The 18,298-nt window shown below is 73.9% G+C and carries 13 protein-coding genes and 2 pseudogenes; 8 read left to right on the plus strand and 7 right to left on the minus strand.

What is annotated here, in order from left to right; all coding sequences use genetic code 11:
- The first annotated feature begins 1 nt into the window (after position 1).
- The 5 genes from OHB56_RS15710 to OHB56_RS15730 are packed head-to-tail and all read left to right on the plus strand — an operon-like array spanning position 2 to position 5,833.
- Complete coding sequence (locus tag OHB56_RS15710; RefSeq protein ID WP_406353931.1) at positions 2–1,393, plus strand: O-antigen ligase family protein; 1,392 nt, start codon at positions 2–4, stop codon at positions 1,391–1,393.
- Positions 1,390–3,246 carry a murein biosynthesis integral membrane protein MurJ gene (gene murJ, locus OHB56_RS15715; RefSeq protein ID WP_406353933.1) on the plus strand — a complete coding sequence of 619 codons (1,857 nt, stop codon included), beginning with the start codon at positions 1,390–1,392 and terminating at the stop codon, positions 3,244–3,246. Before OHB56_RS15710 ends, murJ begins: the two co-directional genes overlap by 4 nt.
- Positions 3,230–4,021, plus strand: a complete 792-nt coding sequence (locus OHB56_RS15720) for a polysaccharide deacetylase family protein (protein ID WP_406353935.1) — start codon at positions 3,230–3,232, stop codon at positions 4,019–4,021. Before murJ ends, OHB56_RS15720 begins: the two co-directional genes overlap by 17 nt.
- Position 4,022: 1 nt before the next feature.
- On the plus strand, positions 4,023–5,180 hold the full coding sequence (locus tag OHB56_RS15725) for a glycosyltransferase (protein WP_406353937.1): 1,158 nt from the start codon (positions 4,023–4,025) through the stop codon (positions 5,178–5,180).
- The gene (locus OHB56_RS15730; RefSeq protein ID WP_406353939.1) at positions 5,177–5,833 is read left to right on the plus strand and encodes a lipopolysaccharide biosynthesis protein; all 657 of its coding nucleotides are present in this window, start codon (positions 5,177–5,179) and stop codon (positions 5,831–5,833) included. Before OHB56_RS15725 ends, OHB56_RS15730 begins: the two co-directional genes overlap by 4 nt.
- 47 nt (positions 5,834–5,880) lie before the next feature.
- Here OHB56_RS15730 and OHB56_RS15735 read toward each other — a convergent pair whose 3' ends face one another.
- A complete protein-coding gene (locus tag OHB56_RS15735; protein ID WP_406353941.1) occupies positions 5,881–7,200 on the minus strand; it encodes a glycoside hydrolase family 26 protein in 1,320 nt (439 codons plus the stop codon).
- 212 nt (positions 7,201–7,412) lie between these two features.
- Here OHB56_RS15735 and OHB56_RS15740 point away from each other — a divergent pair, with 212 nt between their 5' ends.
- A complete protein-coding gene (locus tag OHB56_RS15740) occupies positions 7,413–8,666 on the plus strand; it encodes an ATP-grasp domain-containing protein (protein WP_326752832.1) in 1,254 nt (417 codons plus the stop codon).
- Between the two features lie 2 nt (positions 8,667–8,668).
- Positions 8,669–9,937 (plus strand): FAD-dependent oxidoreductase, encoded by a 1,269-nt coding sequence (locus tag OHB56_RS15745; protein WP_406359081.1) that lies wholly within the window; start codon positions 8,669–8,671, stop codon positions 9,935–9,937.
- Between the two features lie 222 nt (positions 9,938–10,159).
- Here OHB56_RS15745 and OHB56_RS15750 read toward each other — a convergent pair whose 3' ends face one another.
- From OHB56_RS15750 to OHB56_RS15775, 6 genes and pseudogenes are all read right to left on the minus strand, one after another.
- Positions 10,160–11,095, minus strand: coding sequence for a chaplin (locus tag OHB56_RS15750; RefSeq protein WP_406353943.1), 936 nt, complete (start codon positions 11,093–11,095; stop codon positions 10,160–10,162).
- A gap of 357 nt (positions 11,096–11,452) precedes the next feature.
- Positions 11,453–11,650 (minus strand): annotated as a pseudogene (locus tag OHB56_RS15755) (long-chain fatty acid--CoA ligase); the annotation flags it as partial.
- A 44-nt stretch (positions 11,651–11,694) separates the two neighbouring features.
- The gene (locus tag OHB56_RS15760; protein WP_406353945.1) at positions 11,695–13,356 is read right to left on the minus strand and encodes a von Willebrand factor type A domain-containing protein; all 1,662 of its coding nucleotides are present in this window, start codon (positions 13,354–13,356) and stop codon (positions 11,695–11,697) included.
- 170 nt (positions 13,357–13,526) lie between these two features.
- On the minus strand, positions 13,527–14,444 hold the full coding sequence (locus OHB56_RS15765) for an ABC transporter permease (RefSeq protein ID WP_406353947.1): 918 nt from the start codon (positions 14,442–14,444) through the stop codon (positions 13,527–13,529).
- Positions 14,441–17,116, minus strand: coding sequence for an alpha/beta fold hydrolase (locus OHB56_RS15770; RefSeq protein WP_406353949.1), 2,676 nt, complete (start codon positions 17,114–17,116; stop codon positions 14,441–14,443). The genes OHB56_RS15765 and OHB56_RS15770 overlap by 4 nt, the downstream gene beginning before the upstream one ends.
- 193 nt (positions 17,117–17,309) lie before the next feature.
- Positions 17,310–17,456, minus strand: a pseudogene (locus OHB56_RS15775) (5-deoxy-glucuronate isomerase); the annotation flags it as partial.
- Positions 17,457–18,047: 591 nt separating this feature from the next.
- Between OHB56_RS15775 and OHB56_RS15780 the strand changes: the two are divergent.
- Complete coding sequence (locus tag OHB56_RS15780) at positions 18,048–18,248, plus strand: helix-turn-helix transcriptional regulator (RefSeq protein WP_406353951.1); 201 nt, start codon at positions 18,048–18,050, stop codon at positions 18,246–18,248.
- Positions 18,249–18,298 lie beyond the last annotated feature (50 nt).

The following is an 18,298-nucleotide window of genomic DNA, read 5'->3' on the forward strand; positions in this document are numbered from 1 at the left end:
CGTGAGCCTCGCTCCCGCACCACTCCCGTTCCTGCTCCCGCGCCGGGCCGCCGGGCTGGTGCCGGTGCTGCCCCTGGTGGCGTTGCCCGCCCTGCTGGCCCTGCCGCTGACGTACGACGGAGCGGGGCCCGCGGACGTGGTCTCCGGGCTGGTGGTGGTGTACTGCGTGATCCGCCTGCTGCGCGAACGGCGGCGTCCGCTGTCGCCCACCGCGGCCGTGGTGCTGGGCCTGCCGGTCGTGGGGCTCGCGCTCGCCGCGATGGGGGCGTCCTCGCCGGAGGCCGGCTTCACCGGTCTGGGCCGCTATCTGCAGGTCTTCGTGCTCGTCCCGGCGGCCGTACTGATCCTGGTCCGGGACCGCACCGACTTCCGGGTGCTGGCCTGGTCGTTCGTGGGACTCGCACTGTGGCAGGGGGCCGTCGGCGTGCACCAGTACGTCACCGGGACCGGCGCCTCCTACCAGGGCGAGGGCGTCCGGGCGGTCGGCACCTTCGGCGCCCACGACGTGATGGGCATGGCGACGGCGGTCTCCCTCGGCCTGGTGTGCGCGGTCGGGATCGCGCTGGGCCGGGCAGCCGTGTGGCAGCGGGTGACGGCCGCCGGATGCGCCGTGGCCCTGCTGCTGCCGCTCGCCCTCTCCTTCAGCCGGGGCGCCTGGATCGCGACCGCCCTGACGTGCGCCGTGCAGTTGGTCCTGGCCGGGCCGCGGCGCGCGCTGAAGGTGGCCCTGGCCGTGGCCGCCGCGGGCGTGGTCCTGACCGGCGGGTTCGGCATCGGCACGGCCCAGTTGCAGGAGCGGATCGACAGCATCGCGCAGGTCGGCGACGCTCCCGACCAGTCCGTCGTGGACCGGTACACCCTGTGGGCGTCCGCCGCCGGCATGTGGCGCGAGCAGCCGCTGACGGGCGTGGGCCTGAAGGGCTTCCCCGAGTACCGCGACGGGCACGCCACCCTGGCCCTGTCCTCGGGCAGCGAGATCGCGGGCGCGGGGACGGAGTACCGGAAGCAGGCGCTGCTCTCGCCGCACAACATGTATTTGCTGGTGCTGAGCGAGCAGGGCCTGATCGGACTGCTCACCCTCGTCGGCGGCTGGCTGGCGCTGCTGGTGGGCGGGGCGCGGAGGCTGCTGCGCGTCCGCTTCCGCGGACCGGCACGCGGCGGCGGACCGGAAGCAGGCCGGGGACCGGGGCTCGACTGCGGGCTCGTCGCCTGCGGGCTGCTGCTCTGGCTGCTGACCGACTTCGTGTACGGCGACATCGGCGGCCCCACGACGATGCTGATCGCCCTGAGCCTGGGGCTCGCGGCGTGGTGGGCGCTGGCCGGCGGCGAGCGGGAGGACGCCGTGCCCCGGTGCACGGTGGCGGAGCAGGTCGAGGGGGCCGCGGCGCGATGACGGTGGTGCCTTCGCAGAGTCCCGCCCCCGACACCGACGGGGACACCGACGGGTCGGCGGCCGTGCCCGCGGCGCGTGCCGTCACACCCGCCGGGCACGACACCGGCCCGGTCCCAGTTCCGGGCTCGGTCCCAGTCTCGGGCTCGGGCTCAGTCCCGGGCTCGCTCCCGGACTCGGGCTCAGGCACGGGCTCAGGCACGGGCTCAGGCTCGGCCTCGGGCACGGGCTCAGGCACGGGCTCAGGCACGGGCTCAGGCTCGGCCTCGGACTCGGCTTCCCGGAAGTTCCTCGCCCGTGCCGCGCTCGTCACGGCGTCGCTGTCCATCGCCGGCTCCCTGCTCGGCCTGGTGCGCGACCAGTCGCTGGCGCGGCTGTTCGGCGCCGGCAGCGACACGGACGCCTTCCTGGTCGCGTGGACCGTGCCGGAGATCGCCGCCACGCTGCTGATCGAGGACGGGCTGGCGATCGCGCTGATCCCGGCGTTCAGCATGGCGCTGGCCCGGCGTGCCCGGGGCGAACCGGGCGACCCGGTCCGTGCCCTGGTCGCCGCCACGCTGCCCCGGTTGTGCCTCGCCTTCGCCGCGACGGCCGCCCTGGTCGCCGCCGCGGCGCCTTTCCTGGTCCAGATCCTCGCACCGGGCCTGCCCGACCCCGGGCTGGCCGTCGACTGCACCCGGCTCACGGCGATCAGCCTGCTGGCCTTCGGGATCGCCGGTTACTGCAGCGCCGCCCTGCGGGCCCACCGCAGCTTCGCCGCGCCCGGGGCGATCTACGTCGCGTACAACACCGGCATCATCGCCGCGATGTTCCTGCTCGGCCGCACGTGGGGCGTGCGCGCCGCGGCGGCCGGGGTGGCGGTGGGCGGCTGCCTGATGGTGCTGGTGCAACTGCCGTCGCTGTGGCGGCAGCTGGCGTCCCGCACACCGGCCGTCGAGGGGGCGGCGGGCGACGCGCAGGAGCGGCCGGTCCGGCTCGCCCTGATCGCCGCCGTGCTCCTCTTCGCGCTGTGCCGCCAGTCGCAGGTCCTCGTCGAACGCTTCCTCGCCTCCTCCCTGCCCTCCGGGGCCATCTCGCACCTGAACTACGCGCAGAAGGTCGCCCAGATCCCGATGACACTGTCGCTGATGGTGTGCACCGTCACCTTCCCCGTGGTGGCGCGGGCGCTGGCGGACGGGGACACCGAACGCGCGCGCGACCGCGTGGAGCGGGATCTGGTGCTGTCCTCCTGTGTGGTGCTGACGGGCATGGGCGCGGTGATCGCCTGCGCCCCGCAGATGATCGAACTGCTCTTCCAGCGCGGCGCGTTCACCGCGAGCGACACCGCGGCGACCTCGGACGTCATGCGCGTGTACGCCCTCGGGCTGCTGGGGCAGACCCTGGTGGGGACGCTGGTCCGCTCGTACTTCTCGGCGGGCCGGCCCAGCTGGCACCCCCTCGCGGTGATGGCCGCGGGCATCACCGCCACGTCGGTGATCGGCGCCGTCGCCGTGCGCCCCTGGGGGGTGGCGGGGATCGCCGCCGCCAACGCGTTCGGCATCACCGTCACGGCCGCCCTGCTGCTGACCGGTCTGCGAGCGTCCCGGCGCGGCAGCCCCCACGGTGTCCGCCTGCGGGTCCGGCCGGTACTGACCGAACTGAGCAGGCCGGTGCTCGCCGCGGTCGTCGCCACCGCCGCCGGGGCGTTCGCCTCGAGCCGGTTCGCGTCCCCCGTGGTGGGTCTCGCGGCCGGCGTCCTGAGCGTGGCCGGCGTCTTCGCCGCGCTCTCCCTGGCCCTGGGCGTCCAGGGCTCCGCATCCGCAGTGCGCTCCGTGCGCACCGTCACACGAAGGCTCACCCATGGCCGCTCCCATTGATTCCGTCGGCTCCGTCGATTCCGCCGGTTCCTTCGACACCGGCAGACTCCCCGCCGCGCCACCGGGCCCTGTCCCGTGGGTGGCGATGTACCACTCGGTGGGTGACTGCTCGGACGATCCGTACCGCATCACGGTCACGCCCGAGCGGCTCGAGGCGCAGCTGGCCTGGCTGCGCCGGCGGGGGCTGCGGGGCGTGTCCGTGGCCGACCTGCTCGCCGCCCGCGTCCGGGGCGACGGACGGCGCCTGGTCGGGCTGACGTTCGACGACGGGTACGCCGACTTCGTCACCGAGGCCCTGCCGCTGCTGCGCCGCTGGGACTGCGGCGCCACGCTCTTCGTCCTGCCCGGACGGCTCGGCGGCGACAACGCCTGGGACCCGCTCGGCCCGCGCAAGCCGCTGCTGACCGCGGCCGGCATCCGGTACGCGGCGGCCGAGGGCGTGGAGATCGGCTCGCACGGGCTGACCCACGTCGATCTCACCCGGGCGGACGATCCCGCCCTCAAGACCGAGGTGGCCGAAAGCCGCGAGCGGCTCGCGGAGTTGACCGGCACCCGGGTCGACGGCTTCTGCTACCCGTACGGCACGGTCGACGTCCGCGCCGTACGGGCCGTGCGGGAGGCGGGCTACACCTACGCCTGTGCCATCGACCCCGGCCCGCTGACCGGCCCGCACGCCCTGCCGCGCGTGCACATCGGCCAGAACGACACGGCGTGGCGCCTGGGGCTCAAGTACCGGCTGCACCGGCTGCGCCGGCGCCCGGTGGAGGGCCGGTGAGATGAGGGCTCTGCACATCATCACCGGCCTCGGCGTCGGCGGGGCCGAGCAGCAGTTGCGTCTGCTGCTGCGTCATCTGCCCGTCGACTGCGACGTCGTGACGCTCACCAACCCCGGCACGGTCGCCGAGGGCCTCACCGCCGACGGGGTCCGCGTCGTGCATCTCGGCATGGGCGGCAACCGTGACGTGACCGCGCTCCCGCGGCTGGTCCGGCTGATCCGCTCGGGCGGCTACGACCTGGTGCACACGCATCTGTACCGGGCCTGCGTCTACGGCCGGCTCGCCGCGCGCGTCGCCGGGGTCCGCGCGGTCGTCGCCACCGAACACTCCCTGGGCGACTCGCAGATGGAGGGACGCCGGCTGACGGCGGGGGTGCGCGCGCTGTACGTCTCCAGCGAGCGGCTCGGTTCGGCGACGGTCGCCGTGTCCCCGGCGGTGGCCGACCGTCTGAAGCGCTGGGGCGTGCCCGCTCCCCGTATCGAGGTCGTCCCGAACGGCATCGACCTGGAACGCTTCCGTTTCGAGGCGGAGCGGCGTGCGCGCACCCGCCGCCGTCTCGGTCTGCCGGAGGACGCTTTCGTCGTGGGCGGTGTCGGCCGGCTCGTCCCCGGGAAGCGGTTCGACGTCCTGGTCCGGGCGCTCGCCCGGCTCCCGGACGACTACTGGCTGCTGCTGGTGGGCGGCGGCCCCGAGGAGCACGCCCTGCGCCGTACGGCCCGTGAGGCCGAGGTGGCCGACCGGGTCCTGTTCACCGGCGAGTGTCCCTACGCCGCGGACGGCTCGCCGGGCCCCGACCTGCCGTCGCTCACCTCGGCGATGGACGTGCTGGCGTCCCCGTCCCTGGAGGAGGCCTTCGGCCTGGCGGTCGTGGAGGCGCTGGCGTCGGGCCTGCCCGTGGTCTACGCCTCCTGTCCGGCGATCGAGGACCTGCCGCCGTCGGCCGCGGCCGGCGCCCGGCGCGTGCGGGGCGGCCCCGAGGCGTACGCGCGGGCGATCGCCGGGGCCCGGGCGGCGGGCCCCCTGCCACGGACCGCTCCCGAGGCCGCGCACCGCTACGGCATCACCCGCAGCACCGACCGCCTCATGCACGTGTACGCGACAGCCGTCTCCCGTTCTTCGTCGTCCCCCTCCTCCTCTCTGGGAGCAAGCTCCTCATGACCGACACTCCGACCCGCCGTCTCCGTCTGTTCCTGGCCCGTGCCAGGGGGTTGCCGGCCTGGTCCGTGATCGCGGCCGGCACCCTCGCCGGCTGCCTGTTCGGCGGCGCGTACGGCCTGCTCACCTCCACGACGTACACGGCCACCAGCTACGTCGTCGCCGTACCGACCGTGAACTCCACCCCGGAATCCGCCCGCGGTTTCGCGCAGGCGTACGGGCGGGTGGCCACGCAGCTCGCGGTGCTCGGGGACGCGCAGGTGTGGGCGGGCGTGCCGGTGCGGACCCTGCAGGACAACGTGCGCACGGCGACCTCGCCGGACGCGCCGATGGTCGCCATCTCGGCCACCTCCTCGCGCCCCGACCTCGCCGTCGACATGGCCAACGCGGTCTCCCGCGCGCTGTCGCAGCACGCGGAGAAGGCCAAAAGCAGCACCCAGGTCCGGCTCGTGCAGTTCTCGCGTGCGGTGAAGCCGAGCAGGCCGACGTCCGCCTCGCCGGTACTGACCGCTCTGGTGGGGGCGAGCGCGGGCGGGCTGCTGGGCGGTCTGGCGCTGCTGGCCCGCCCGCGGCGGACCGACGGGGACGACTCCCCCGCCCCCGCCGCCTCGGTGCCCGGCCCCGCCACCGCCGCCGCGGTGCGCGGACAGCGGTGACGACGGTGAGTCCGGCCGGGCCGGCGACGGCTGCGGCGGGTACGCGATCACCGGCCGAAGGGGAGGCAGAGCTTCCCGCCGAGCCAGAACTCCACCCTGCTGCCCAGTTCCACCGGCAGGCAGCCCACCGGGGGCGGCGGCACGGTGGGGACGGGTGGCACAGGCGTGAGCACCGGGGGCACCGGGGTCACCGGGGTCACCGAGGGCTCCGGGGGTACCACGACGTCGCGGCCGAAGAGGACGGACCGGTAGTGGCGGGACGAGGCCGGGTTCTGGTCGCACCGCCACACACCGTGCGGGCAGTAGTCGGTCAGCGTGTTGTACAGCGGCTTGTGCTCGTCCATCCAGGCGAGCATGCGCCTCATGTACTCGAGATTGTCGCCGTTGTGGAAAAGCCCCCATTCGGGATAGGAGAGGGGTTTGCCGTGGGCTTTCGCGAAATCCACGTGCGCCTGAAGTCCGTAGGGTTCCTCGACCTGTTCGTCGAAGGACATTCCGGCCGGCTGGTCGTAGGAGTCCATGCCGATGACGTCGACCGTGTCGTCGCCCGGGTAGCACTGCGTCCAGGGCACAGCGTCCCGGCCGCGGCTCGGCGTGAAGTCGAACCGGAACTTCTGGCCCGGCACCGCGCGCATGGTGGTGACGATCCTGTTCCAGTACGTCTTCCAGGCCTGGGGGTCCGGTCCGCACCGGTGGGTGTAGGTGACGCCGTTCATCTCCCAGCCGAGCACGAGGATCGTGTCCGGCACCTTCAGCCGGACCAGCCGTTCGGCCAGCGCGCGGAAGTGGTGATCGAACTCCCCGGCCGCGCCCCGCCGCAGCAGCTCCCTGACCTCGCGGTCCGGGACGCCCGCCTCGTTGCGCTCCTGCAGGGGCACGTTGAGGACGAACATCCGGTCGTCCTTCTCGTTGCGCCAGCGTGCCCACGACTCGAGGAAGCGGACGTCGCCCTCGATGTCGCTCCAGTGGTTGCCGGGCAGGTAGGTGTGGCCGACACGGAGTTCGGCGCCGCCCAGCCAGCGACTGAACTGCTCCATCCGGGCCACGCCCCGCTCGTCGGAGCCGAGGAAGGCGCCGAAGGGCGGGCCCTGTGCGCCCGGCACCGGGACGACCGGGGGCCTGACGGCCGGGACCGGGACCGAGGGGGCGGCGACCGACGGCATCAGGACCGGCGGCACGGGGGCGGGCCGCTGTACGAGGTCCGGGAAGGCGACCGCGGACGCCGTCAGGTCCGGCGCCAAAACGCGAGGGTCGCCGGCTCCGCCCAACCCCGCCGCAGTACCGGACATCAGGGCTGCCGACACGGCCATCGCCACCGCGCCCACGACCAGCCCGCGGATCCGGACACGTTCGTGCTGTGGGGCCATTCCTGCTCCTGTCTTCGCTCTCTTTTCCGGCCTTCCGAACTTCCGAACTTCTGGGCTTCTGTGCTTCCGACCTCCCGCCTCTGGACTCGTTATTGACGAACAGTCATCCGAAAGTCAGTCACAGGAATTCCCACGGCGCCACTGCCACTGCGGCTTTCGAGTGCCATGCTCGCCCGTGCGGGTGAGCGAATTCAAAAAGAAAGAGACAATACGTGCCGCTGCTCGACACTCGTGTCCCCGCCGTGATTCTGCGGGTCGACCGGAATCCCTTCCATCACGGAACACTGGGGGCCGTGCGTTCGCTGGGCCGGGCGGGAGTGGAGGTGCATGTCGTCGCCGACGAGTCCCGAAGCCCCGTGCGCAGCTCCCGCTATGTGCGTCGGCTGCACACCCCGCCGCCGCCCGGAGCGTCCGCGGACGACGTCCTCGCCGTGCTGCGCCGTGTCGCCGACCGGATCGCGCGTCCTGCCGTGCTGGTCCCGATGGACGACGCGAGCGCGATCGCCGCGGGGCGCCTGCGGGACGCTCTCACCCCTTCCTACCTGTTGCCGACGATGCCGGACATGCTGCCCGAACGCGTCGCCGACAAGGCGGAACTGGCCACCGTGTGCGCGTCGGCGGACATTCCGCACCCGGAGACACTCGTCCCCGACAGCCCGGAGCGGGCGGCCGCCGACACGACGCGGCTCGGGCTGCCGGTGGTGGCGAAGTGGAGCAGGCCCTGGCTGCTGCCGGCCGGCAGCGGGTTGCGCAGCACGCTGCTGGTGCGTTCCGCGCAGCAGGCCCGGGAGTTGTACCTGCGCAGCGAGGAGGCGGGCAGCCCGCTCCTGCTGCAGGCGTATCTGCCGCCGGGCCCGGCCCGGGACTGGTTCTTCCACGGCTACGCCGACCACTCGGGCGCCGTGCGCGCCGGCGGACCGGGTGTCAAACGGCTGGCCTGGCCACGGGGTGCGGGGCTGACCGCGGTGGGCAACTGGGTGCCCAATCCGCAGGTGCGGGCCCTGGCCGAGCGGCTCACCGGTGAACTGGGCTACCGCGGCGTCTTCGACCTCGACTTCCGCCGCTGCCACGCGACGGGCCGTTACCACCTGCTCGACTTCAACCCGCGCCCCGGCGCCCAGTTCCGGCTCTTCGAGGACGGGGCCGGACTGGACGTCGTGCGTGCCCTGCACCTGGACCTGACGGGCCGTCCGCTGCCGGACGGGGACCCGGTGGCCGGGCGGGCTTTCGTGGTGGAGAACTACGCGCCGTTCGCCGTGCTGCGTACGGCGCCGGGCGGACGCGAACTGGCCTGGTACGCCCCGGACGACCGGGCTCCCGGACGGGCGATGTGGTCCCTGTGGGCCCGTCATGTGTCCGGCCGGCTGAGGGAGCGGCTGGGCGGCGGCGCGGTGGTACCGCCGCCCCCCGTGATCCCCCGGGCGGCCTCCCCCTCCCTGACCGACAACGAGAAAGCGAGCAGCTGATGATGTACGACCTCCTGGTGGTCGGCGCCGGCCCGTACGGTCTGTCGATCGCGTCCCACGCGGCGGCCGCCGGGCTGCGCCTGCGCGTGTTCGGCCGACCCATGGCGTCCTGGCGGGACCACATGCCCGGCGGCATGTTCCTGAAGTCGGAGCCCTGGGCGTCCAACCTCTCGGATCCGGGCGGACGCCGGACCCTGGCCGCGTACTGCGAGGAAAAGGGGCTGACCGCACGTCACGCCCAGCCGATCCCGGTGGAGGAGTTCGCGTCGTACGGCCTGTGGTTCGCGCGCCACACCGTGCCGGACGTGGACGAGCGCATGGTGACCCGGGTGGCGTCGGCTCCCCACGGCTTCACGGTGGTGACCGCGGACGGGGAGACGCTGCAGGCGCGGACGGTGGCGCTGGCGGTCGGGGTGATGCCGTTCATCGAGGTCCCGTCGGCCCTGCGCGGACTGCACCCGTCCCTGGTGACGCACAGCAGCCACCACAGTGGCCTCGACCAGTTCAGCGGCAAGGACGTCACGGTGATCGGCGGCGGCCAGGCGGCGCTGGAGACCGCGGCGCTGCTCGCCGAACAGGGCACGCGCGTACGGGTGCTGGCGCGGGCGGAGCGACTGGTGTGGAACGAGGTGCCGCCGCCCTGGGAGCGCCCCTGGTGGCAGTCGGCCCGCTCCCCCCACAGCGGTCTGGGCCCCGGCTGGCGGAACTGGTTCTACTCGGAGCGTCCCGGCCTCTTCCGGCGGCTGCCGCTGCAGACCCGGACCCGTATCGCGGGGACGGCCCTGGGTCCGGCGGGGGCGTGGTGGGTGCGGGATCGGGTGGAGCGCGCGGTGGATCTGATGCCGGGCCACCGGATCACCGCGGCCTGTGCGGTGCCGGGCGGTGTGCGGCTGGACACGGTGAACCGCGAGGGCAGCACGGGCGCCCTGGAGACCGAGCACGTCATCGCGGCCACGGGGTTCCGGGCGCAGCGCGACCGGCTCGGCATGCTCTCCGCCGAACTGCGCGGGGCGCTGGCGGTCCTGCCCGACGGCTCCCCGGCGACCGGGCGCGGCTTCGAGTCGTCCCACCCCGGCCTGTTCCTCGCGGGCCTGGTGACCGCCTCCGGTTTCGGTCCGGCCATGCGCTTCGTGCACGGCGCGATGTTCACGGCGCCCACCCTCGTCCGGGGGGTGCGCCGACGGCTCGGGGCGACTCCGCTGCGCGGGGCGACGGTCCCCGTCCCCTCGGGCGGCAGCCGGACCGAGTCCCCGGCGCCGGTGAGCGGCTGACACGGCCTCCCGCGGGACCCTGCCGGGCCGCTGCCGGCGAACCGGCCGTCAGCGGCCCGGCCCGTCCCCTGCGCTGCCCGCCCCGGCCCGTACAGCACAGCGCCCCCGGACCGGTCCGGGCCCCCTCCAAGGGTGGCCCGCCCCGGTCCGGGGGCGTGCGCGGTCGGCAGGGTCGCGGGGGCCGGACGGACGGGGTCCGGCGCCTCGGGTGCCTGGGAACCGCTATCGGCGGGCGGCTGCCCGCCCGCGGCGGTACAGCAGCGCCCCGCCCACGAGCAGGGCCGCACCCGCGCCCGAGGCCATCAGCACGTTCTCACTGCCGGTCTCGGCCAGGTGGGGCGACTCCTCGCCGGTGGCCGGAGGCGGCGTGTACGTCACCGGCGTGCGAGGCGGGGTGTGCGTACGGACGGGCGGAGACGACGGGGTCTCCTCCTCGAGCTCGTAGCCGGGCTGCTGCGGCTCGTCCGGCGTGTAGACGTTGCCGCAGTCGTTGTCGTAGGCGGAATTGAGCACTCCGAGCACACCGATGGAGTTGCCGCACGCGTTCACCGGCGCGTGGACCGGGACCTGGATGAGGTTCCCGGACAGCACGCCGGGAGAGCCTTCAGCGACTCCCTCCGTGTACGCGCCCCCGCCGCCGGAGCGGCTCTGCGAGGTGCTGGAGGTGCTCTGCTCGGACCCGTCGTCGTGGTGCGAGCCGTTGACGCAGGTGTTGCCGGAGGCCTCGTTGAGCGCCCCGACCACGTCGACGGTGTTGCCGCACGCGTTCACCGGCACGTGGACCGGTGCCTGGACGTTGTTCCCGGACAGCACGCCGGGGGAGTTCGTGGCGGCTCCCCCCGCGTACGCGCCCCCGCCGCCGGAGCGGCTCTGCGAGGCGCTGGAGGTGCTCTGCTCGGACCCGTCGTCGTGGTGCGAGCCGTTGACGCAGGTGTTGCCGGACGCCTGGTTGAGTGCGGAGGCCGCGCCGATGGCGTTGCCGCACACGTTCACCGGCACCTCGATCGGCGCCTGGACGTTGTTCCCGGACAGCACGCCGGGAGAGCCTTCGGCGACTCCCTCCGCGTACGTGTCGGCGAGGGCGGGGGCGCCGTACAGGGAGAGGATGCCCGTGGCGGCGGCCGCCGCGAACGCTCCCCTGCTCAGAGTCTGTCGCAATGTCGTGGTCTTCCTGCTTGAAGAGGTGGAAAGCCGGCCCGGGCACGGAGATCGACGTCCGAAGTCGGCCATGGCGGAGCCGAGAGGCCGGTGCGTCGGACGCCGCAGCGTGCTACGCGTCGAGAAGAACACCCGGAGGTCCGACGGCGGCAGACCCGGCGCCGGCAGCGGCTCCCGTGTTCGCCCTCGACTCACAGGCGGAAGGCCTGCGGGACAAACCCGTGTACCGCGGACGGAGCAGCACAGCGCGTTCCTTTCTCGTGGCGTCGCGTGCCCTACTCCTTCAGTAACCCGACATACGGGAAACGGTTGCGCAGGTTCACCCGGTTGGCCCCCTCCGCGGGCCGCCCGCCCCCGTCAGGAGTACAGCTTCTCGATCTCCTGTGCGTACGCCGCCCGTGCCGCCCGGCGTTTGACCTTCAGGGACGGGGTGAGCAGTCCGTTCTCCTCGGTGGACTCGCCCTCGACGAGGGTGAAGGCGCGGATCGACTCGGCGCGGGAGACGGCCTCGTTGGCGTAGTCGACGGCCTTCTGGACGTCGGCGCGCATCCGGGGTCGGCGATCACCGACGAGCGGGCTCCTCGGGACGAGCGGGCCCCTCAGGACAGGCGGTCGGCGGTGCGGATCGCTTCGGCCAGGTCGTGGAGGTCCCTGTCCTCGGTGCGGTCCGCCAGGCCGGCCGCGTGGTCGGCGAGTTCGCCGAGGCCGGGGGCGCCGGGCAGAGCGCGGTGGCGGCGGCCGTCCGGGCGCAGGGCGTCGGCGAAGTAGGCGGCGGTCGCGGTGACGGCGAGGCCCCGGCCACCGGTCCAGACGGAATCGCCGAGGTCGTCGGCCTCCAGGGCGCCGCTCTCCTCGCGCGGGGCGCGGGACTCGGGGTCGAGCCAGCGGACGGTGGCCGTGGCGAGGTGGCCGTCGGGGGCGCCGGACCGGGTGCGCACCGCGTACAGGGCGGTGACGGTGTGGCCGGGGCCGACCTCGCCGCCGTCGACGTCGTCGTCGCGGAAGTCCTCGTCGGCGACCCGGCGGTTCTCGTAGCCGACGAGGCGGAACTCGGCGACCGTGGCGGGGTCGAAGGCGACCTGGGCCTTCGCGTCCCTGGCCATCAGTTCGATGTTGCGGGGCAGTTGCTCGCAGAAGACCTCGCGGCCCTCCTCCTCGTCGGACACGTACACCGTGTGGCCGTCGCCCTTGTCGGCGAGGCGTTCCATGAGGGCGTCCCCGTAGTCGCTGCCGACGCCGACGCCGAAGAGGGTGATGCCGTGCTCGCGGCGGGACTCCCCGATGCGTTCGAGGATCGTGTCGGCGTCGGTGTCGCCGGTGTTGGCGAGCGCGTCGGAGACCAGGACGACCCGGTTGGTGGCGCCCTCGCGCAGTCCTTCGACGGCGGTCTCGTAGCCGGTCTCGACGCCCGCGCCGAGGTTGGTGGACTGCGCGGGCTCCAGGGCGTCGACGGCGTCGTGGATCTCGTCCCGGTTGCCGTCGAGGCGGGTCATCGGCAGGACGGTCTCGGCCTCGTCGCTGAAGGTGACGATCGCCACGGAGTCCTCGTCGCGCAGCCGGTCCGTCATGGTGGCGAGGGATTCCCGGGCGAGGTCGAGGCGGCCGGGTTCGTCCATGGAGCCGGAGACGTCGATGACGAAGGTGAGGGCGGCGGGCGGACGGTCCTCGTCCGGCCCGGCGGACCGGGTGGCGAGGCCCACGCGGACCAGGGACCAGTCGTCCTCGTCGGTGCGGGCGCCGTCGACGGTGACCGTGAAGCCGTTGCCGTCCGGGCGTTCGTAGTCCTGCCGGAAGCTGTTGACGAACTCCTCGGGCCGGACCGTCGACGGGTCGGGCAGCCGGCCCTCGGAGAGGGTGCGGCGGGCGTAGCCGTAGGAGGCGGTGTCGACGTCGAGGGCGAAGGTGGAGAGGTGATCGGGGTCGGGCGCGACGTCGCGCCGGTCGTCCTGCTCCCCCTCGCGCTGCCGGTCGGTGCCGCGGGTGCCGTCGGGCACGGGGAGCGGGGCCGCATCGCTGTTCCCGCCGCCTCCGGTCCCTCCCCCGGGCCCGCCCCCGCCCTCGTACGAGGAGTCGGACGCCTTGCCGGCGTGGCCGCCTCCGTTGCACGCGGTGAGCAGCAGTCCGCTCGCCGCCGTGAGCGCGACCAGGGCGGCGCGGAGACGGCGTGTCCCCCGGCGCGTCCGGGCGCCCTTCCTTCGTGTCGTCCTCGTCCCGCGTGCCGTCCTCGTCCCGTTCGATGTCCGGTCCGTCGTCCGCTTCATCGTCCGTTCCCCCTGCTGCCGTTGGCGTCGACTTCTCGACTGTGACGCCGGAGCGGGGCGGAACGTGCGGTACGGGGCGTTGCGGATGGGTCTCGAAGCGGGCACGGGACGGGCCCGCCGAGACCGGTAGGTGACCCTCCGTCGACCTGAGCCGGACCTGGGGCCTCTCGTTACGACACCACGTCCTTGCGGGCGAAGCCGCGGAAGGCCAGCGCGAACAGCACGAGGGCGTACGTCACCGAGACCGCGGTGCCCTGGATCATGCCGGACCACTGCGGGATCGGCTGGACGGCGTCGGCCCAGGCGAACTGCCAGTGCGCGGGCAGGAAGTGACGCCAGTCGCCGAGGGCGGTCACCGCGTCCAGGACGTTGCCGACGATGGTCAGGCCGACCGCGCCGCCGACCGCGCCCAGCGGGGCGTCGGTGCGTGTCGACAGCCAGAACGCGAGTCCGGCGGTGACCAGCTGGGACACGAAGATGTAGCCCACGACCACCACGAGCCGCTGGGCCGCCGTCGCGGGGTCGAGCGAGCCGCCGGTGGGGATCTGCAGCGGGCCCCAGCCGTAGGCGGCGGTGCCGACGAGGAGCGCGACCACCGGCAGCAGCACCATCGCGGCGAGGCTGAGCCCCAGGCCGACGACGAGCTTGGACCACAGCAGCCGCATCCTCGGCACCGGGGCGGCCAGGAGGTAGCGCAGCGAGGACCAGCCGGCCTCCGAGGCGACCGTGTCCCCGCAGAACAGGGCGACGGGGATGACGAGGAGGAAGCCGGCGGAGACGAACAGGTTCACGGCGGCGAAGTTGGCGCCGGACGCGGTGGCCGTGTCCATCAGGGTCACCCGGCCCTCGCGGCCCTCCGGCTCGCCTCCGATGGCGAAGGCGACGACCAGCACGAAGGGCAGGGCGGCGAGGATCGCGCCCATGACGAGGGTGCGGCGGCGCTTCAGCTGCCGGACCAGTTCGACCCGCAGCGGCAGCGTGCGGCCCGCGCGGTAGCCGTCGGCCACCTCCACCGGCCGCCCCGGCCCCGCCGGCTGTCCGGGGCCGGTGGCCCCGGCGGGCTCGGTCCGTTCGTCGAGCGCGCTCATGCGGGACCTCCGATCATCGTGAGGAAGGCGTCTTCGAGGCGGCGGTGCGGGCCGACCGACGCCACCGGCACTTCCAGCCGCACCAGTTCGGCGACCAGGCGCGGGGCGGTGCCGTCGGCGTCGAGGCGGACCAGCAGCCCGTCGTCGGTGGGGACCGCCGAGGCGACGCCCGGCAGGGCGGCGACCTTGCCGGCGAGCGGCTCGTCCACGGGGGACTCGGTGCCGACGAGCAGGGTGTCGCCGGAGCCGACGATCTCGTGCACCGGCCCGGCCTGGACCAGTTGTCCGCGGTCCATGACGACGAGGTGGGTGCAGGACTGCTCGACCTCGGAGAGCAGATGGCTGGAGACGATCACCGTGCGTCCGGCGGCCGCGTACCGGATCATCACCTCGCGCATCTCGCGGATCTGGGGCGGGTCCAGGCCGTTGGTCGGTTCATCCAGGATGAGCAGGTCCGGCAGGCCGAGCATGGCCTGGGCGATGGCGAGGCGCTGGCGCATGCCCTGGGAGTAGGTGCGCACCGCGCGGGCGAGGGCGTCGCCGAGGCCCGCGATCTCCAGGGCCTCCTCCATGCGGGAGTCCTCCGGCGGGCGGCCGGTGGCCTGCCAGTACAGTTCCAGGTTCTCCCGGCCGGACAGGTGCGGGAGGAAGCCCGCGCCCTCGACGAAGGCGCCGACCCGGGACAGCACCGGCGCGCCGGGGCGGATGGCGTGACCGAAGACGCGGATCTCGCCGCCGTCGGGCTTGATCAGGCCCATCAGCATGCGCAGGGTGGTGGTCTTGCCCGCGCCGTTCGGCCCGAGCAGGCCGAGGACCTGGCCCTTCTCGACGCGGAACGACAGGTCCCGTACGGCGTACCGGTCGGCGGACCGGGTGTAGCGCTTGCTGAGGCCGGTGATCTGCAGCGGTACGCCGGCGAGTTCGGGGTCGGGGGGCGTGGCCGTCGTGCGGCGGCGGCCGGTGAGCACCAGGGCGAGGGCGAGCACCGCTCCGGCGGCCGGCAGCCACCACACCCAGGAGGGCAGCGGTGCCGCGGCGGTGGCCACCGCGGGCGCGGTGGGCACGGTGAGGTCGCTCTTCAGGGAGACCGTGTACGTCGCCGGGGCGGCCGGGGAGGCGTAGCCGAGGTCGGTGGAGGCGAGGACGAGCCGCAGGCGGTGGCCCTGCCGGACCTCGTGGTCGACGGCCGGGAACGTGACGGTGACGTCCTTGCCCGCCCTGGCGTCCTCGACCCGGATCGGCGCGACCAACTGGGAGGGCAGTACCTGCTGTCGTCCGTCCGGGCCGACGTCGTACACCTTGCCGAAGAGGACGGCGTCGTCACCGGTCGACTTCACGTGGACGGTGGCGGTCGGCGAGCCGGTGATCCGCAGGTCGCCGGTGACCGGGGCGGACTCGAAGCGGGCGTGCTGGCCGGGGAAGTCCAGGGAGACGCCGACGCCGAGGGACGACAGCTGGGAGAGGCCGCCGGCACCGCCGAGGCCGGGCAGCGCGGAGACGGCGGGCGGACTGGCGCCGGCCGGGTTGGCGAAGCTCTGCTCGCGTCCGGTGAGCGGGAAGGCCTTCCCGCCGCCGGTCAGGCCCGGGTAGCGGTCCGCGGACGCGCCGCTCAGCACGGCCCGCCCGTCGGTGGAGTCGACGCCTCCGGTGCGGGTGACGCGGAAGGCGGGGCCGGTGTCGGCGCCCTTGTCGTCCTTCAGGTACCGGTCGAACCAGGCCCGGGTGCGGGCATGGAGGCGGTCCGACTCCGGGTCGCCGCCGTCGTGTCCGCCGGCGATCCAGTCGACGTCGACCGGGGCGCCGTTCGCGCGGATCGCCTTCGCCGCCGCGTCGGCGTGGCCGAGCGGGAACAGCGAGTCGGACTGGCCCTGCATCAGCAGGGTCGGTACGTCGATGCGGTCGGCGACGGCGGACGGGGACCGCTCCTTCAGGAGCGCGACGGCCTCCGCGTCCGGGGTGCCGGACTCGGCGACCCGCTCGTACATCCGGCACAGCGCGGGCTCGAACTTCTCGCAGCCGCCGCCGGAGTTGACGAAGATGCCCGCCCACAGCTTCTTGAACACGCCGTTCGGGAACAGCGCTTCGGCGAGGTCGAAGTAGGTGATCGCCGGGGCGATGGCGTCCACCCGGTCGTCGTGCCCGGCGGTGAGCAGCGCGATGGCGCCGCCGTAGGAGGCGCCGGCCATGCCCAGGCGCGGGTCGCCGTCCTTGTCCAGCTCGACCTCGGGCTGTTCGGCGAGCCAGTCGATGAGCCGGGAGACGTCGGCGACCTCGCCCTTCGGGTCGTTCAGGCCGATCTTCCCGGTGGACTTGCCGAAGCTGCGCGCGGACCAGGTGAGCACCGCGTACCCCTCGCGCGCGAGCTCCTCGGCCTGCTGCCGCACGTCGTTCTTGCTGCCGCCGAAGCCGTGCCCGAGCAGGACGGCGGGGCGGCGGCCGGCCGGACCGGCGGTGAAGTACGAGGTGTCGATGCGCACCTCGTCGCTCCCGTCACCGCCGTCGGCCACCGTCATGACGCGGTCGGCCCGGTCCACCGCGGGCGCCGGGTCGTCGGAGGCGACGGCGGTCCAGGTGCCGGCCCCGGCGAGCACGACGGCGGCCGCCGCGGCGGCGACGGTCCGCCGGGGCCGCCATGACGTGGGCCGTCGCAGTCCGGGCAGTCGAAGATCCATGCGTCAACGGTACGGGGTCGATCTGTGGTCCCGATGCCGCCCGGGGACCGACCCCGCCACCTCCTCCAGGCGTACGCGACCGCCGCCGTGTACCGCGTCCGTGGTACACGGCCGCACCGCGAACGCCCCGGGACCGCCCATGTCGGGCGGGGGTGCCGGCGTTCCGGTCCGGCACCCGGGGCGGCTGAGCGCATCGTGGGGCGTTCTTCCGTGACCGGTGACGGACGAAGACCTCCGGCGCGGGGCCGTAGCGGACGGGGAGTCGTCGCACGCACTTCGCTCCTGCCAAAGCAAAGCGGCCGCCCGCGCCGGAGGCGATCGGTACCGGGGCCCTCAGCGGCGCCCCGGAGCAGAGAGGGCGGTCGCGTCACTCGCGCCGCCGTTCGTGTCGTCGTGGAGGGCGTCGCTCCTGCCGCTCCTCATGGCCTCGTTCATGTCACGGCCCCCGTGGCGAGTACCGCCTCGTCGTTGTCGTCCCACACGGCTCCCCCCGGTTCTAGCCGTGCGGCGAAGCCCTGTCAATGCTTTGTCCAGACATAAGGACGAGATCTTGACCTTACGTCCCCGGAACAGGCGAACCGTCCGGGAGAGCGGCAAGCCGACGCCCGGCCGGACGGTGCCCCTAGACCGCCGGACGGCCCACGGGCCGAGGGGCGAGCCGGGCGGATCGACGGTTCCGGCGGGGCGGGTCAACACGGCCCGCCGATGAACCGGCGCACACCTTTGCTTCACTTCTGTATCAAATACCCCGGTCGTGTCACACATGTCCCGTGTACGCGGGCTTTCCGTCACGCCCGGCGCACAACGCCGCTCCGCCCCCGTAGGGCGTCGTTCACAGGGCAGAACGCTGGTGATCGCCAGCGCGGCACCCGGCTCCCCCTGACGGCCGACCCCTGGCCGCCTCCGTGGTGCTCGCGGGGAGGTACGACGCATGACCGACCGAAGCCTGTGGTCCTACAAGGACATCGCGGCGCACATCAAGGTGCAGCCGGACACCGTCCGTTCGTACCGCAAGCACGGCCTCCTGCCCCCGCCCGACCATGTGGAGAGCGGCAAGCCGTACTGGTACGCGGACACGGTACGCCGCTGGGTGGCCTCCCGGCCGGGCAACCGGGGTCGCGGGGGCAGTTGACTCCGGGAGACCTCCGGAAAAGCAGCTGTGCCCCGCCGCCCCGGTGGGGC

This window comes from Streptomyces sp. NBC_01635, assembly GCF_045209715.1.
Classification (GTDB): domain Bacteria; phylum Actinomycetota; class Actinomycetes; order Streptomycetales; family Streptomycetaceae; genus Streptomyces; species Streptomyces hirsutus.

Bases quoted from the DNA above. Each gene is read 5' to 3' on its own strand.
- murJ (WP_406353933.1), top strand. From the start codon at position 1,390: ATGACGGTGGTGCCTTCGCAGAGTCCCGCCCCCGACACCGACGGGGAC.
- OHB56_RS15720 (WP_406353935.1), top strand. From the start codon at position 3,230: ATGGCCGCTCCCATTGATTCCGTCGGCTCCGTCGATTCCGCCGGTTCC.
- OHB56_RS15725 (WP_406353937.1), top strand. From the start codon at position 4,023: ATGAGGGCTCTGCACATCATCACCGGCCTCGGCGTCGGCGGGGCCGAG.
- OHB56_RS15730 (WP_406353939.1), top strand. From the start codon at position 5,177: ATGACCGACACTCCGACCCGCCGTCTCCGTCTGTTCCTGGCCCGTGCC.
- OHB56_RS15735 (WP_406353941.1), bottom strand. From the start codon at position 7,200: ATGGCCCCACAGCACGAACGTGTCCGGATCCGCGGGCTGGTCGTGGGC.
- OHB56_RS15745 (WP_406359081.1), top strand. From the start codon at position 8,669: ATGTACGACCTCCTGGTGGTCGGCGCCGGCCCGTACGGTCTGTCGATC.
- OHB56_RS15760 (WP_406353945.1), bottom strand. From the start codon at position 13,356: ATGAAGCGGACGACGGACCGGACATCGAACGGGACGAGGACGGCACGC.
- OHB56_RS15765 (WP_406353947.1), bottom strand. From the start codon at position 14,444: ATGAGCGCGCTCGACGAACGGACCGAGCCCGCCGGGGCCACCGGCCCC.
- OHB56_RS15770 (WP_406353949.1), bottom strand. From the start codon at position 17,116: ATGGATCTTCGACTGCCCGGACTGCGACGGCCCACGTCATGGCGGCCC.
- OHB56_RS15780 (WP_406353951.1), top strand. From the start codon at position 18,048: ATGACCGACCGAAGCCTGTGGTCCTACAAGGACATCGCGGCGCACATC.